Here is a 16,474-nt window from a genome sequence, read left to right on the forward strand (position 1 = left end):
GCCACTCGTTCCGTACGGGTGGTTCTTTTTTGTTAGTCGGAACAAGACTTTGCCGGAGAAACGGTTTTCTTAAAAATTTCGATCAGCAACTTAACGGTTCACCGGAATGGTAAACCAAAATTCAGATCCTTTTCCTTCGGTGCTGTTCACATTAATTTCGCCTCCATGCAACTCCACAAATTCTTTGCACAACATTAATCCCAATCCTGTACCTTTTTCCAGGTTTGTACCCGGTGTACTGTTGTTGTTATCGCCGGCAAAAAGCTGATTGAGACGATCGGGAGCTATTCCAATGCCATCATCTTTAACCGAAACCTTGATCCGTTTTTTATTTTCCGATACCGATAAAACTATGTTTCCGTTATCTCCTGTAAATTTAATGGCGTTGTTCACGAGGTTTACCAATACAATCTGCAGCAGGTTTCTATCGGCAGAAACCTTCAACTCTTTGGCTGCCTTAAAATTGATTTTTATGTTCTTCAGTTTTGCCTGGTTCAGGAACATATTTTTAACGCTTTCTATCAGTGGCGATATTTCAAACTCTTCGCGGTTGAGTTTGAGGCTTTTTCTTTGAGAACGAGACCACGCCAGCAGGTTCGAAATAAAACGATAGGCTTCTTCCGAGGTCTGCTGAATCAAAGCGGCGCTGCTCCGGGCACCTTCAAGGTCCTCCTCTTCCAAACTTTCGGCCAGCAATTCACTGCCGCCAAGCAATACATGAAACGGACTGACAAGATCGTGCGAAATAATCGAAAAGATCTTATCCTTTGCCCGATTTGATTCCGCCAACTCATTGCTCAAATTGGCAATTTTTTTATTCCGATAGATCAGAATAACCGAAAACACGAAAAGAACCACGATAAACACAATCGCGAAAATCTGTGTTTTTTGCCGGTCCTCGAGGTCTTCATTCAGTTCATTTAATTGCTCGGCAATATGAAAACGATCTTTAATTTCGGTTAAGGTTTGAAATTGCGATGCCTGATACAACGAATCATAGGCAGCCAGGTAATTGCGATAAAATTCGGAAGCTTTTTTATAATCGTTATGATGGTAGTAAAACTCGCCCCTGGCCTTATAGACTTTTAGAATATTAGCGGTGATCTCCGACTCCCGTGCCACGTCCATGGCATCGGTTAACATGGCTTCATATTCGTCCAGCATTCCTTTGTTTACCAGTACATTTGCAATCCCCAACTGACAGTCGATTTGCGCCGACCTGTTTTTTCGTTCCCGAGCGAGCCTTAATCCTTCAGTGAAATATATATAAGCCGAATCGTTCTGATTTTTTCTTAAGAACACGTCTCCCATTCCTACCAGGGAATAAGCCATGTAACTTTTATTCCCAAGTTTACGGTGGTCTTCAAGCGAGTTCCTGAAATAATGCATTGCCGAATCTGTTTTCTCCATCAAGAATAAAGTTCGCGCTACTTCCAGGTTCGCTGAAGCAATACCAACCGTATCGTTAATCGATTCCCTCAACTGGATGGCCTTTTTAAAATAATCCATCGCAGTGGTGTAATCCTGTTGCAAACGATTAAAATAACCCATATTCACGTAGCTGTACGCTATTCCTCTTTTGTTCTGAATTTGATTAAAAATTTCGTTCGAGCGTTGCGCATAATCCTGAGCCAGCGATACGTTACCGATGCGATAAAATGCATCTCCCAGGTTGTTATAAACGTAAGCCAGCTCAACCGAATCGTCGTGCTGAAGAATAATGGGTAGGCCTAAATTGTAATAATCAATGGCCGTGTGAATATCGTCTTTGTAGTGCTGATGAATAGCGCCAACATAATTATAGAGCACACCCAGCTCTTTACTCATCCCTTCACTTTTCGCCAGTTCTATGGCTTTCAATCCGTACTTAATGGCTTTATCCGATTGTTTTTCACGATTTTGCCAGCACCACTCCGACAGCGCATGCACCTGTTCTGCATTCGACAGTGATTCCAGTTCCGGATCGCTGTTTGACAGGTCATTTTGTCCCTCGACAACCAGCGTGAGCAGACACATTACAAACGATAGAATGTACAACTTTAATCGGGCCATTTCCTATTGTCGATTTGCGCCAAAGATAGAAAAAATACGAGCAGGTGAAATGATCAGAAGAATTACTCACCTACTATTGAAGCAGATAAACGCACTATTGATCAGTTTACCTCAATATTAACATTACCGAAAATATTATGCTGTAGAACATATTTCACATATTTAGCTCTATTTTCACGCGCTGGTTTAAAGAATTATTTAGAACAAGTAAAAATAGAATAGAAGAACACCAACCGACAGGAATGTCACCTGCTCGCACAAGATAGACACAGGTGTTCTGAAAAGTAAACGAGCATGAAGTTTCAATTTCAATTTATCGATAAAAAACAGGGAACCATCAAAGACGACATCCTTTCGGGATTAACCGTTTCGCTCGCTTTGGTACCTGAAGCAGTAGCTTTTGCCTTCGTTGCAGGCGTTTCGCCAATTGTTGGATTATACGGTGCCTTTATGATGGGCCTTGTAACCTCGATATTTGGGGGTCGGTCGGGAATGATTTCTGGAGCCACAGGAGCAATGGCAGTAGTCATGGTAAGTCTCGTTCAGAAAGGAAATGCTTTGGGCGATATGCAGGGACTTCAGCACCTTTTTGCAGCTTTAATACTTGCAGGGATCATACAAAGTCTGTTTGGTGTTTTTAAACTCGGAAAATTTATCCGTCTGGTACCACATTCGGTAATGATGGGTTTTGTGAACGGACTCGCGATTGTCATTTTTCTTTCACAGTTAAATATGTTTAAATCGGGCGGCGAGTGGCTACACGGAACATCGCTGTATATTATGCTCGGGTTGGTTGCCCTGACTATGGCGATCATGTATTTCCTGCCCAAATTAAGCAAAGCCATTCCGGCTGCATTGGTTGGAATTCTTGTGGTTTCAGCCATAGTGATCTTTGGAAACATTGAAACCGAGACTGTAAAATCATTTATTCAGGCCGGTGGTGGCCGGGGCATCAAAGCCGGACTTCCAACGTTCAATGTACCGGTTATCCCCTTCAATATCGAAACACTGAAACTGATCCTTCCGTATTCGCTGATTCTGGCTGCCGTAGGTTTGATCGAGTCGTTGATGACCCTTAACCTGGTTGACGAACTCACCGAAACCCGAGGTAGTGGTAACCGCGAATGTGTGGCACAGGGAACCGCTAACATTGTGAACGGATTTTTTGGCGGAATGGGCGGCTGTGCGATGATCGGACAAAGCATCATCAACATCAAATCGGGCGGACGCGGACGGCTTTCAGGTATTGTTGCTGCCATCATGCTGCTGATGTTTATTCTTTTTGCATCAACCTACATTGAAATGATACCGATTGCCGCACTTGTTGGTGTAATGTTTATGGTAGTGATCGGGACTTTTGCCTGGAGCACCTTTAATATCATCAATAAAATTCCGGTATCCGATTTAATTGTTATCGTTCTGGTAACCGGACTTACGGTGATTTTCGACCTGGCCATCGCTGTTTTGGCCGGAGTAATCGTGTCGGCACTGGTTTTCTCATGGGAAAACGCCAAACGTATCCGTGCCCGTAAAAGCATCGACGAGCATGGCATAAAACATTACGAGATCTTTGGCCCGCTGTTTTTTGGATCAACCACGCTGTTCCAAACCAAATTCGATGTTCAAAATGATCCGTATGAAGTCATCGTTGATTTTAAGGAATCGCGCATCATGGACCAGTCGGCTATTGAAGCGGTAAACAAACTTGCCGAGCGCTACCAGAAAGTCGGAAAAACCATTCACCTGCGTCATCTTAGTAAAGACTGTATTAAACTGGTAAAAAAGGCCGAAAAGATTTGCGATGTAAACGTAGTGGAAGATCCAAACTATTTTGTGGCTATCGACCATTACAATCGCTTAACCAAACAAAAAGCCGGATAATTCAGAACAGATTATAAGTTGGATTTTGTCCGATTGAAAAAATGCCTGGAGTCACCCCATTCTTTAAAACCGATCTCGGCTCCGGCCAGTTCAATCCGGGCTTCCAAACAATTGCGGCACAACTCGGCGTCTTCATCCAAACAAGGTTTATTCTCGTACAACTTGTATTCTTCGCGGTATTTGCAGGGAGTCAGGTTAGGCATGATCACATTGGCACCAACCGCCAGTGCCTTTTCACGCCCTGCAGGATCGATAGCCTGTAAAGCTGTCGCTGCGGCTATATTGATATCTGGCATTAACAAACGCAAAACTGCGATCATGTTCAGTGCCAGATCGAAACGCTCCTGCTTGCTTTTCAGCAAATTCCGGTACTTGTATAACGGAGTGTCTTCATGTTCAATGTATGGTCCCATTCCACACATATCAATGTCCAGTTTTTTCATGAACAAGAGATCATCCGCCAGGTCTTCGTAGCTTTGAAAAGGCAGGCCGATCATTACACCGGTACCCACCTGGTAGCCGGCTTCTTTCAGAAATCCAAGTGCTTCCACACGCTTTTCAAAAGAATGAATTTCATTTTTAGGATGAATCTTGTAATACAATTCACGTTTGCTCGATTCTATACGCAGCAAATACCGGTGTGCCCCGCTTTTGAACCAGCGCCGGTACGTTTCCATACTTTGCTCGCCGCAACTCAATGTGATACCGAGCTCGTCATTCGATAACTGTTTGATCTTTTTCAGCAAGGAATCTACTCTTTCAACAAAAGCCGGCGAAGACAATTCTCCCGATTGCAACACCACCGAAGCAAAATCGTTTTCCCAGGCAAAACGGCAGGCTTCCAAAATCTGCTCATCAGTGGCATTATAACGCAACACCTTCGCATTCCCTTTTCGGATGCCACAATACAGGCAATCTTTCGAACAAATATTCGAGAACTCGATTAGTCCGCGGAAATAAACTTTATTACCCACTTCCCGAATCTTAACCTCTTGCGATCGTTTTAAAAGTTGAGTGCGATCTTCATCCTTACTCTTTAGAAATTTTATGATTTCTTCTTTATTCAATTCAAAAAATTTGTTCAAAAATAAGATTTTTAGAAGCAAATTCTGACGGCAAATGTGTAGTTCCTCAACTTTCTTTTAAGTAAGCTTAAAAACATAACTGCATGACGATAAAAATCATGAACTAAAGTGAAAAATAAGCTAATTTTGTAACGATCCTGCGGGAAGGCAAAAGCTGACTTTAGGGAAAACAAGACAAACGTGTAAAGTAAAAAGGCAAAAGTCTTTTTATTCCCGTATCTCAACTTTTCCTGCAGAATTTATTTGTCTAACCGATTTTTAGTCTGATTACGAATTACTTTGTACTCAATACTCAGTACTATTAATCTCAGTACTTTAAAAAAATGAAACGACTGGGTTTTGTGGGAATTATCATCGAGGATCGCGAAAAGTGCGCGGGCATTGTAAATACTATTTTGAGCGATTTTTCTGACCTGATCCTGACACGCACCGGGCTGCCCCACATCAAAGAAAAAACTTCAGTGATCACGCTTGTGATTGATGCTACTACCGACGAACTCGGAAAACTCACCGGAAAATTGGGATCGATTACGGGAGTTTCAGTAAAATCAGGACTTGCAAAAAAATAAAAGCTTTCAATCAACCATAAACAACAACCATGTACCAAGTAGAAGCCGATTTTATCAACGAAAAAAAAGTATGGGAAGCACTGGAAAACAGTAAAAATACCGAACCTAAGCAGGTTAAAGAAGTATTGGCCAAAGCCGCCGAAATGAAGGGCCTCGACCTTAACGATGTAGCTATACTGACTTCGATCAGCAGTCCTGAAATGCTGGCCGAATTGTTCGACACGGCCAATCGTGTTAAGGAAACCATTTATGGAAAGCGTCTGGTGTTGTTCGCTCCGCTTTATATTTCGAACCTTTGCGCCAACGAATGCCTGTACTGTGCATTTCGTGCCACCAATAAAGCCATCGACCGACATGCCCTTTCACAGGCGCACATTGCCCGCGAAGTAGATGTATTGATCAGGCAGGGGCACAAACGTATTTTGCTGGTTGCCGGTGAGTCTTACCCCAAAGAAGGGCTTCAATATGTCCTTGATTCGGTGAAAACAATTTACGATGTTAAGTCAGAACATGGCGAGATTCGGCGAGTGAATGTTAATGTTGCTCCATTAACCACCGACGAGTTTAAACGTTTAAAAGCCGCAAACATCGGAACCTACCAGATCTTCCAGGAAACTTACCACCGTGAATCTTATAAAAAGGTGCATGTCGGTGGGAAAAAGCGCGACTACAACTGGAGGGTTTGGTCCCTGCACCGCGCCATGGAAGCCGGAATCGACGATGTTGGTATCGGCGTGCTTTTTGGTTTGTTCGATTACCGCTTCGAGATCCTGGCGATGATGCAGCACATTAATGAACTGGAAGAGAAGTTTGGAGTAGGTCCGCACACCATCAGCGTCCCACGAATGGAGCCTGCTACCAACAGTGACCTGGCTTCGCATCCGCCGTTCCCTGTTTCCGATATCGATTTCAGAAAAATAGTAGCCATTTTGCGTTTGGCAGTTCCCTATACAGGTATAATTATGTCGACCCGCGAAACGGCCAAAATGCGACAGGATACCTTTGCACTTGGTGTGAGCCAGATTTCAGCCGGCAGCAAAACAAATCCGGGCGGTTACGAGGAAGATGACGAAATTTCCGGTCAGTTTAGTCTTGGCGATCATCGCTCACTCGACGAGGTCATTCGCGATGTAGCATCAATGGGTTACATTCCTTCGTTTTGTACCGCATGTTACCGTTTGGGTCGAACCGGTCAGGATTTTATGGACCTGGCAAAACCCGGCGATATTAAATTGCACTGTGCTCCGAATGCGCTGAGTTCATTTAAAGAGTACCTTCAAAATTTTGCCAGTTCCGAAACTGTAACGGTCGGCAACGAACTCATTCAGAAATCCATTACTGAAATGGATGGCATCGCCCGTCAACGCGCCGAAAAACTGGTAAAACGCGTAGAAGCCGGAAGAGATGACGTATACTGCTAAACCTCTATCTTTTATTAACTTAGGCAAGATTAACTATGAATACCAGAACTGAATCAGACCAATTAGGTACCAAACAAATTCCGGCAGATGCACTTTGGGGAATTCATACTGCACGAGCCGTTGAGAATTTTCCGATTAGTAAGCAAGTGGTTCATTCGGAACTGATAAAAGCTTATGGCGAAGTAAAACTGGCTTGTGCCCAGGTGAACAATAAACTTGCTTATTGGGAAGATGCGGAAAAAGCTTCAGCCATCGAGCAAGCTTGTTCTGAAATGGCGCAGGGACTTCTGATGGAATATGTTGTTGTTGATGCTTTGCAAGGAGGTGCAGGTACCTCAACAAACATGAATATTAATGAGGTAATTGCCAACCGGGCATTACAACTTTTGGGCAAAAAAGCCGGAGAATATTCGCTTGTCTCCCCACTAGATGATATCAATCTTCATCAAAGCACCAACGATACCTATCCTACTGCCCTGAAGCTGGCAGCAATTCTTTTGCTTCGCGAACTGGAACAAAATATCCTCGCTTTGCAGGAAGCTTTTCAACAAAAAGAAAAAGAATTTGCCCACATCGTAAAAATTGGACGCACACAACTACAGGATGCTGTGCTCACCACACTTGGGCGCGAAATGAGTGCATACGCCGAGGCTTTTAACCGCGATCGTTGGCGAATCTATAAATGCGAAGAACGCCTGCGGGTAGTCAACCTCGGCGGAACAGCCATCGGTACAGGACTTGGGGCACCCAAAAAATTTATTTTTCGCGTTGTGGATCAATTGCGTGAAAACACAAATATTGGATTGGCCCGGAGCGAAAACCTGATCGACACCACTCAAAATGTGGATGTCTTTATCGAGGTTTCAGGAATCCTGAAAGCTTGTGCCGGCAACTTACTTAAAATCAGTAACGATTTACGTTTAATGGCTAGCGGACCGGATGCCGGAATTGGCGAAATTTCACTGCCCGAACTTCAGGCAGGATCTTCAATCATGCCCGGAAAAATAAATCCGGTAATTCCTGAGGCGGTCGCGCAGGCTGCAATGAAAGTAATGAGTAACGATCAAATCATTGCTCAGGCCTGCAGTTCCGGCAACCTCGAACTCAACCAGTTTATGCCATTAATTGCAAACGCTCTGCTTGAATCGATTTCCTTACTGGCTAATGCCGGCAGGATTTTCAGCGAAAAGTGCATTGCAGGGATTCGTGCAAATGAAGAAGAGTGCAAACGACACATCGAAAATTCAACAGCTACAGTAACAGCTTTGATTCCAAAAATAGGTTACAGCAAAGCCAGCGAAATAACAGCTTTGGCACAAGAAAAAAAGATAAGCATCTGGGAAGCCATTTTATCACTACAAGTGCTGACAGTAGCGGAATACAACCAGCTTATCACACCGGAACAGGTCTGTCGATTAGGAGACTAATACAGCCGTCATTAACAGCTCATTAACAATCACGCAAACCACTCATTTACTGGGTTTTATATATTTCAGTTTAAATTATACTTAAATATCTTAATATTTTATTTGGTTTTATTTGTCGATATTCTTTATATTGCTGCAACATTGAGACAAAAAGCTATTTTATTATTTTATAACTTTAAAAAAGTAAATCATGAAAAAAGTATTATTGGTTTTAGCACTGGTTGCAGTATATGGAATATCGATGGCAACAACACAAGCGACTGTTGTATCTGTTACTGACGACGTAACCGTTGTTGCTGATGTTACTAACAATTCAGAAGTAGAAAAAGAAAAAGAGAAAAAAGCTACAAAGAGTGAAGCTAAATCTGAAGCTAAAGGATGCAGCGGCGAAAAATCAGCAAAATCAGAAGGATGTGCTGGTGAGAAGTCGGCAAAAAAAGGTGACGGATGCGACACTAAAAAAACAGCTGAAGCTAAAAGCGGCGGATGCGGAGGTAAATAAGACAAATTAACCTCAGTAATATATAGAAGACCGTTTGTCAGATATGACAGACGGTTTTTTTATTTCCCGATCGCTGATTTGTTATTATTTCACAAAAAACACTATCTTACAAACGTTTATGAATCAATTATTTACGAATACTGAACATTAGTTATTTATTTTTATATTAACCTTTAACATTTATTTCAATGAAAAAAATCCTGTTAGTACTGGCATTGGTTGCAGTGTACGGAGTATCAATGGCTAACACAACTGCAAAGACAATTGTTAGCGAAAAATCAAAAGTTAGCATCGTTGCTGACGACAACAGTAATATCTCAATTTCTGATGAAGAAAAAGAGAAAAAGAAAAAAACTGAAAAGAAAGCTACTGCTGCAAAAAAATCGGCAGATGCTAAAAAATCAACCGGATGCACCGAAGCACAAAAGAAAAGCTGTGCAGCCAGCGGAAAAACATGTGGTGAGAAAGAATCAACCGCGAAAAAATGTTGCGGCGGAGGTAAATAATTTCCACCAACTAAAAATACTTAAAAGGTGTTTGTCGACTGACGGACACCTTTTTTCGTGGATCGTTGCGGGATCGATTTCGAATGCTTAATTTCACCAGCGAAATCAAGAAATAATGAGGGCACCAAAAACATTTCGTTTACACATTGGGATATTCGGTCGTAGAAATGCCGGTAAATCGAGCATTTTAAATGCACTTACGCATCAGGATGTTTCCATTGTTTCCGAAGTTGCCGGAACCACTACCGATCCGGTGGAAAAACCTATGGAACTGCTGCCGCTTGGCCCGGTGCTGTTTATCGATACAGCTGGAATTGACGATGTTGGGGCTTTGGGCGAAAAAAGGGTAGCCAAAACTCTGGCTGTCTTCGACCGCACAGATCTGGGTGTTATCGTCTCGAATTTTAAGGAGTGGGGCAAATACGAAGAAATGCTCATGGGCGAGTTTAAAAGCCGCGATATTCCTTTCATTGTTGTATTCAATAAAATCGATGTTCACCCTGAAGATATTTCGATAAGTTCAACGCTCGATTCAGTAAAAATCAAATACGTTCAAACCTCAGTATTAAGCGAACTGGGAATCGCCGATCTGCGTCAGTTATTGCTTCGATCGGCACCTGCCGATTTTATCGAGCGGCCAACCATTCTTGCTGATCTTGTTGGAGCCGGTGAGATGGCAGTCCTGGTCGTTCCCATCGACAAGGAAGCTCCGAAAGGACGTTTGATTCTTCCGCAGGTACAAAGTATTCGGGATTTACTGGATAACGATGCTTTTTCGTTGGTGGTAAAAGAGCGGGAATTACGCGAGGCACTGTCACGTTTCAAAAAACCGCCCAAACTGGTGGTTATCGACTCGCAAGCTTTTTTGAAAGTTGCCGCCGATACACCTCCCGAAATACCGATGACTTCATTTTCCATCCTGTTTGCACGTTTTCAGGGCGACTTGCTCGAAATGGTAAAAGGAGCGATGGCCATCGACAAACTTCAAACCGGCGACAAAGTGCTGATTGCCGAAGCCTGCTCACATCATCCTATTGGCGAAGACATTGGAACGGTAAAAATTCCACGATGGTTAACCCAATATGTTGGCGGTAAACTTCAAATCGACAACATCCGCGGCCATGATTTCCCGGCGAACATTTCCGAATACAAACTGATCATTCACTGTGGCGCCTGCACCTGGAACCGACGTGCCATGTTGAGCCGCATTATGAAAGCCCGTGCAGCAGAAGTTCCCATTACCAATTACGGTCTGACCATTGCCTATTCGCTTGGCATTTTCGAACGGGCATTGCAACCCTTTCCGGCGGCACTTGAAGTATATAACACAGTAACTTCGAAAGAAAACTAAACACTCACCTACATTCTAATCGATTCCGATCAACCATTGAATTTTACTCTTCAATACTTACGATTTAAATATCAAAATTAAGACAAGTGTTGCCAGGTTTACTACTTTTACCAAAACGCGTAGTCCGAATGACGTTGGAAGTAAGAGACGAAAAAGCATTGTACGAGTTTTCAAACCTAAAACCATTCTGAGTTGTTGAAAGACAAAAAGAAACTTAAAAATGAATCGATTATTATTTATACTTTTTGTTTTCATTGGACTGGCCTGTACAGATAAGACAGCATCTGAAATTATGAATGATCAGCCGGAAAGAGATACAGATCAAGCAGAAAATGACGAGTCAGCCTTTAGCTACCTTGCGCTGGGCGATTCTTATACCATTGGTGAAAGCGTGAGCGAAGACCAGCGATTTCCCGTGCAACTGGTTCAGGGACTTAGGAATGAAGGTTTTGATGTGAAGCCTGCAAAAATTGTTGCCCGAACCGGTTGGACTACCGATGAACTGGCTGCTGCCATTAAAAACGAAAACCTGGATGAATCATATAATCTCGTAACACTGTTGATTGGGGTAAATAACCAGTACCGGGGCAGAAGTGCGGATGAATACCGGAGCGAATTTAAAGAGTTGCTGCAAACTACCATTGATTTTGCCGGTTCCCAAACACAAAATGTTATTGTAATTTCAATCCCCGATTATGGCGTGACACCTTTTGGGAAAAGTCGCGATCCTGAAAAAATTGCGAAAGAGATCGATGCGTTTAATACCATCAATTCAGAGGAAACACAGCAGGCCAATGCACGATATGTAGATATAACAGCTATTTCGCGCGAAGCGTTGAACGATGAAAAGCTTGTGGCAGGCGATGGCTTGCATCCATCGGGAGAAATGTACCGGCGATGGGTTGATAAAATACTTCCCGAAGCCACAGAAATACTCGAAAGTCAAAAATAAATGAACGTAAACCGGAGCAGACAAATCGCTGAAGAAATGGACCAGCAGGACCTTTTAAAACACTTCAGAAAACAATTTTTCATTGAATCGGACGATACGATTTACCTCGATGGAAATTCATTGGGTCGTCTTCCCAACACGACTAAAACATTACTTTCTGAAGTAGTTGAAAAGCAGTGGGGCACCAAACTGATTGAAAGCTGGAACCGTAACTGGTACCAAAAGCCGGCTCAACTTGGCGATAAGATCGCACCCATCATTGGCGCTTCTCCGGGAGAAGTTATTGTTTCCGACAGCACATCGCTGAATCTTTACAAACTGGCGCACGCAGCGTTAAAATACCAAAAGGGAAAAACCAACATTGTAAGCGATGAACTCAATTTCCCGACCGATCTTTACATCTTACAGGGTTTGATCAAAGAATTTGACTCTGATTATACACTTGAACTTGCCCGAACACACGATGGGATCAGCATCAAAACAGAAGAAATAAAATCGAAGATCACCAAAAAAACAGCGCTGGTAGTGCTTTCCCTGGTTGCGTTTAAAAGTGCATTTATGTATCCGCTCGACGAAATTACTCAATATGCACATGATATGGGCGCATTGGTACTTTGGGACTTAAGTCATGTAGCGGGTGCGGTAGAGATCGAACTCAATCAGTCAGGGGCCGATATGGCAGTTGGTTGCACCTACAAATACCTGAACGGAGGTCCGGGATCGCCAGCTTTTTTATACGTTCGAAAAGAGCTGCAGGAGAAACTTAATTCCCCGGTTCAGGGATGGTTTGGAGATGCAAGGCCTTTTGAGTTCGACCTGAACTATCGGCCGGCAAAGGGTATTCGAAAATTCCTTACCGGTACCCCACCTGTTCTGAACCTGATGGCCATCGAACCCGGGGTTGATATGATCAACGATGCAGGAATCGGAAATATTCATGATAAAAGCATCAAACTTTCGGAATTCTTTATTTCGTTGGTTGTTTCGGAACTCGTTGAACCTGGCTTTACATTAGGATCGCCGGACGATGCAAACCAAAGAGGATCGCATGTTTCCCTAAAGCACAGGGAAGCCTATCGCATTTGTCAGGCACTTATCCAGCCAAAAACTTCAGCCATAAAAATTATACCTGATTTTCGCGAGCCCGATAATATACGTTTTGGATTTACACCACTTTACACCACATTTACAGAAGTTTGGCAAACTGTTAGGCGGCTGCAAGAGATCGTGAAAACTAAGGAATACGAAAATTACGGAGACGAAAGATCGGAAGTTACTTAAGCTTCTCCTTTTCAGGCTGTCGGAAAAAGCCAAAGAAATCAATCTTTCCGGCTTCATCCTTTTTCAGCAATTTCAGATCACCTTTATAAAATGCAAACTGGAATTCAATGTTTTTTCGGAAATCTGAAGGGTGAATGAATGTAATAAAATTACGATGAATGCTCCAGGTCCCTTTTTCGACTTCCTTGAAAACAGATAATGGCAATTGCGCTTCAACTTCAAATTGCTCGTCATCGCTAAACTCAATTTTCAACGACTCTTTGTTATTCTTCAAGTCCGCCTCCTTCAAATTGATCAGATCTTCCTTTAAATCGACGTAATACTCGTAAAGTTGCCACTCACCCGGAATGCTTTTGGAAACGGAGCCAAAACCCTCGGGCGACTTTAGCCAATTTACAAATTTCGAAAATAGTGAAGCAGGTACCATAATACACGTGTATTTTCTTTTGACGTATATGCCGGGTAAAAGTTTAATACCGCCCGCTTTTATAAACACAAAAAGCTCAGAGTCATTATCTACATTCAAATATTTTGTCGAAGCTCTGTAACGTTTCACCGACATTTTGAATCGGATAAACGAAATTACTCGTGTATTAAACTGCATTTGAATACTTTAAACTTGGGTTAATCGTTTTATACAGTACTGATTTAAAACCATAAAGCCATGGAAACAGACAATTTTTTCAGCAAATACCAGTCGACCCTCGAAAGTAATTTGTCCGAAAATCATCGCTTGCAACTTAGTAAAAGCAAAGAAAAAGGTGAAGAGGATGGCAAACGAAACCTGCCTGCCGTAGACGATGATTTTACCACTCCTGTGGAGCATGAAATACGTAATAAATACCAAGCCGAAGTGGAAGCCTTGTATCAAACGGGACAGCAAGCCTTGAACGATTTAAGTGAAAAACGACTAAAAACCGTTGAACAGGAACTCACAGAACTTGATCAGCAAAAGATCGAACAACTTTTGTCGGAAGTAGAAACAGCCAAGAACCATCAAATTAACGAACTCAACATCAACCACCTCGACATGGTGAAAGACATTGAGAATTCGCCACACTATCAAACCGGTAAAAAACGATTCGAAAAGATCAGAACCCGCTGGGAACAGGTCACCGTGAAACACAATCGCCATGAACTGAACATACAGTTTAAGCCTTACTGGGCCTATATTTTATTGCTGTTCGGTATCGGAATTGCCGAGTTCCCCTTGAACAACCAGGTTTTCATTTCATTCCGCGAGACGCCACTTCTAACACTTATTATGGCCGGCGTTCTGGTTATCACCCTGCCCTTTCTGGCGCATGCCTCGGGCAAAGTTTTGAAACAATCAAAAGAACGCAGCATTTATCCTTTTGTGTTTGTAGCCTTGTTTTTAACCGTAGGGACGATCAGCTACTTTACGGCACTCCTTCGCACAAACTACCTGTCTGAACTGGGCGTTCAGGAATCGCAATTGTTCCTCGATCAGTGGACCTTTTTTACCATTGGAGTCATTTTGTTTATGGTAGGTACCATGGCTTCATTTTTTGCGCACGACAGCAGCCATGAATTTGCAACCGTTTACAGGAAATACCACAGCGAGGAAGAACAGTTTATGCAACTTCAAAAAGAAGTGAGCGATAAACGGGCAGTCGAAAAAGAACATTTCGATGTAGAACGAAAACGCATTCAAAAAGAATTTTCAGAAAAAGTGGAAAAGCTGAAAAACAGGCTTCAGTATCTAAAATCTCAAAGAACTGAAATACAGGGCGATTACAATAAGATCTTCGCCTTTTGCCAGGGAATGGAACGCAAAATCAATTCGCATTATAAGGAGGCAATTTTTAATTATCGCGACACCAACCTGACATTCAGAAATAACCACAAACAACCAAAGTCGTGGGGAGACATGTTGCCCGACCTGAATGGTCATTTTGCAAACCCGGTCGAATCGATGTAAGCTGAAAATAAAATCTCAGAAAAATAGTACAGGAATTAAATCTATCTGATCAATTTTCAGAGTCTTACTAAAAAACAGAAGCCACCATGAAAATCAAAAGTTATATATACGCTTTAGTACTTGTTTTGATCGGTATTTCCTGTCAGAATGAGGAAGTCCAAAACACGCAGATCTGTGTGCTTATAGATGTTACCGACGAAAAATTTAAGGATGACACTTTTGTGGAAGATAACCTGCCCAAATTTCTCAGGTTGATGAAGCTTGATGCAGAAGATGGTGGGTATTCGGGGGCTGAGATCAAGCTTTCGCTGATCAATGAAGTATCCGATTCGAAATCGAAAACCGTAAAAATTGCTCCTGCTGAAACCGGAATGCAGGGAGAAAATCCATTAAATCGCCGTGATGAAGTACAACGTTTCAGCCAGGACCTTAAAAATTCGTTCGCCACGGTTTTGGAGGAAGCCGATTGGGGTACCGATGCATCAAAGATATATCAGAAGGTAACCCGCGAGCTGCTGAAAATGAAAAGGAAAGAAGCCGACCGCTATTACCTGATCATTTATTCCGACATGCTGGAAAATAGTAAACTATTTACTTTTTACGGCGCGAACTGGAAAACCCAAATCGGTAACCTGATAGCCGATCCGGAAAAAACACTGGATGAACTGGCGCAAAAAGGACCTGCCCTGCCCGATTTGAGTGAATTTGAAATTTATGTAATAAATACACGCACTCCCGGAAATGATGAAAAGATAAATTTGTCGGAACAATTGTGGACAGCACTTTTTGAGTACCAGGGTGCAATGGTGAGTTTTAATTCTACGCTGGAATTATGACGGAAAAAATGTGCGAAGTTCAGTTTAGGCAAAAAGAAAAGGGTAGCCCTCTGACCACCCCCTCAACTGTAATTAATGATAAAAAATAAGGGTACAACAATATTACAAATTACAACGGAAAAATTTTGGTCATTTAAACCCTTAGTTATTAACATGTTATCGTGAATAGCGTAATTTCCGAAGATTATCACCTGCAAATCTGACACTTATCAACAACAATACGGCTTATTTTGGTGTTGTTCGACGAGATAAAATCGATGTTGATATCTTTTAAGTATCTGTTTGTAAATCAAAAACTTTTATCTATTTTTGCGGCGAATTAATTTTAAGCTGTTGTTATTGAAAGCGATGCTGCGGCTTAAACATTGTATAACCTTAAGTTCTTTAAAAAATGTATTTAACAACTGAGAAAAAACAAGAGTTGTTTGCCAAACACGGCAAATCAGCTACAGACACAGGGAGTGCAGAAGGTCAGATCGCATTGTTCACACACAGGATCAATCACCTGACAGAACACCTGAAACAAAACAAGAAAGACCACAGCACTCGTCGTGCATTGATTAAGTTGGTAGGAAAGCGCAGAAGTTTGCTCGACTACCTCATCAAAAAAGATATCGAACGTTATCGCGCGATTATCAAGGAATTGAACTTACGTAAGTAAATAATATT

At 42.3% G+C, this 16,474-nt stretch carries 15 protein-coding genes; 12 read left to right on the forward strand and 3 right to left on the reverse strand.

Annotated elements, in window-relative coordinates; all coding sequences use genetic code 11:
• Positions 1 to 90: 90 nt before the first annotated feature.
• A complete protein-coding gene (locus WFY05_RS02355) occupies positions 91 to 2,052 on the reverse strand; it encodes a tetratricopeptide repeat-containing sensor histidine kinase (protein WP_340111113.1) in 1,962 nt (653 codons plus the stop codon).
• Between the two features lie 294 nt (positions 2,053 to 2,346).
• Here WFY05_RS02355 and WFY05_RS02360 point away from each other — a divergent pair, with 294 nt between their 5' ends.
• Positions 2,347 to 3,933, forward strand: coding sequence for a SulP family inorganic anion transporter (locus WFY05_RS02360; RefSeq protein WP_340111114.1), 1,587 nt, complete (start codon positions 2,347 to 2,349; stop codon positions 3,931 to 3,933).
• An 11-nt stretch (positions 3,934 to 3,944) separates the two neighbouring features.
• Here the strand turns inward: WFY05_RS02360 and hydE are convergent, their stop codons facing one another.
• A complete protein-coding gene (gene hydE / locus WFY05_RS02365; protein ID WP_340111115.1) occupies positions 3,945 to 5,018 on the reverse strand; it encodes a [FeFe] hydrogenase H-cluster radical SAM maturase HydE in 1,074 nt (357 codons plus the stop codon).
• A gap of 323 nt (positions 5,019 to 5,341) precedes the next feature.
• On the opposite strand from hydE, the gene WFY05_RS02370 reads away from it, so the two are divergent.
• The 8 genes from WFY05_RS02370 (at position 5,342) to kynU (ending at position 13,027) form a co-directional block, all read left to right on the forward strand.
• Positions 5,342 to 5,587, forward strand: coding sequence for a TM1266 family iron-only hydrogenase system putative regulator (locus WFY05_RS02370; protein WP_340111116.1), 246 nt, complete (start codon positions 5,342 to 5,344; stop codon positions 5,585 to 5,587).
• Between the two features lie 29 nt (positions 5,588 to 5,616).
• Entirely contained in the window at positions 5,617 to 7,008 is a 1,392-nt protein-coding gene (hydG, locus tag WFY05_RS02375) for a [FeFe] hydrogenase H-cluster radical SAM maturase HydG (protein ID WP_340111117.1), read from the forward strand.
• A 35-nt stretch (positions 7,009 to 7,043) separates the two neighbouring features.
• Complete coding sequence (locus WFY05_RS02380) at positions 7,044 to 8,435, forward strand: aspartate ammonia-lyase (protein WP_340111118.1); 1,392 nt, start codon at positions 7,044 to 7,046, stop codon at positions 8,433 to 8,435.
• A gap of 190 nt (positions 8,436 to 8,625) precedes the next feature.
• Complete coding sequence (locus WFY05_RS02385; RefSeq protein WP_340111119.1) at positions 8,626 to 8,937, forward strand: hypothetical protein; 312 nt, start codon at positions 8,626 to 8,628, stop codon at positions 8,935 to 8,937.
• 188 nt (positions 8,938 to 9,125) lie between these two features.
• Entirely contained in the window at positions 9,126 to 9,443 is a 318-nt protein-coding gene (locus tag WFY05_RS02390; protein WP_340111120.1) for a hypothetical protein, read from the forward strand.
• A 115-nt stretch (positions 9,444 to 9,558) separates the two neighbouring features.
• Entirely contained in the window at positions 9,559 to 10,794 is a 1,236-nt protein-coding gene (gene hydF, locus WFY05_RS02395) for a [FeFe] hydrogenase H-cluster maturation GTPase HydF (RefSeq protein WP_340111121.1), read from the forward strand.
• A 220-nt stretch (positions 10,795 to 11,014) separates the two neighbouring features.
• Positions 11,015 to 11,746 (forward strand): SGNH/GDSL hydrolase family protein, encoded by a 732-nt coding sequence (locus WFY05_RS02400; RefSeq protein ID WP_340111122.1) that lies wholly within the window; start codon positions 11,015 to 11,017, stop codon positions 11,744 to 11,746.
• Positions 11,747 to 13,027 carry a kynureninase gene (kynU, locus tag WFY05_RS02405; protein ID WP_340111123.1) on the forward strand — a complete coding sequence of 427 codons (1,281 nt, stop codon included), beginning with the start codon at positions 11,747 to 11,749 and terminating at the stop codon, positions 13,025 to 13,027. It begins immediately after the preceding gene.
• Here kynU and WFY05_RS02410 read toward each other — a convergent pair.
• On the reverse strand, positions 13,020 to 13,631 hold the full coding sequence (locus tag WFY05_RS02410) for a DUF5004 domain-containing protein (protein WP_340111124.1): 612 nt from the start codon (positions 13,629 to 13,631) through the stop codon (positions 13,020 to 13,022). The two genes, kynU and WFY05_RS02410, sit on opposite strands and share 8 nt — an antisense overlap.
• Positions 13,632 to 13,691: 60 nt before the next feature.
• Between WFY05_RS02410 and WFY05_RS02415 the strand changes: the two genes are divergently transcribed.
• The 3 genes from WFY05_RS02415 (at position 13,692) to rpsO (ending at position 16,466) form a co-directional block, all read left to right on the forward strand.
• Positions 13,692 to 14,969 carry a DUF4153 domain-containing protein gene (locus WFY05_RS02415; protein WP_340111125.1) on the forward strand — a complete coding sequence of 426 codons (1,278 nt, stop codon included), beginning with the start codon at positions 13,692 to 13,694 and terminating at the stop codon, positions 14,967 to 14,969.
• An 86-nt stretch (positions 14,970 to 15,055) separates the two neighbouring features.
• Complete coding sequence (locus WFY05_RS02420) at positions 15,056 to 15,805, forward strand: hypothetical protein (protein WP_340111126.1); 750 nt, start codon at positions 15,056 to 15,058, stop codon at positions 15,803 to 15,805.
• Between the two features lie 391 nt (positions 15,806 to 16,196).
• Entirely contained in the window at positions 16,197 to 16,466 is a 270-nt protein-coding gene (gene rpsO / locus WFY05_RS02425) for a 30S ribosomal protein S15 (RefSeq protein ID WP_340111127.1), read from the forward strand.
• Positions 16,467 to 16,474 lie beyond the last annotated feature (8 nt).

It is taken from the genome of Maribellus mangrovi, assembly GCF_037646455.1.
Taxonomy (GTDB): domain Bacteria; phylum Bacteroidota; class Bacteroidia; order Bacteroidales; family Prolixibacteraceae; genus Draconibacterium; species Draconibacterium mangrovi_A.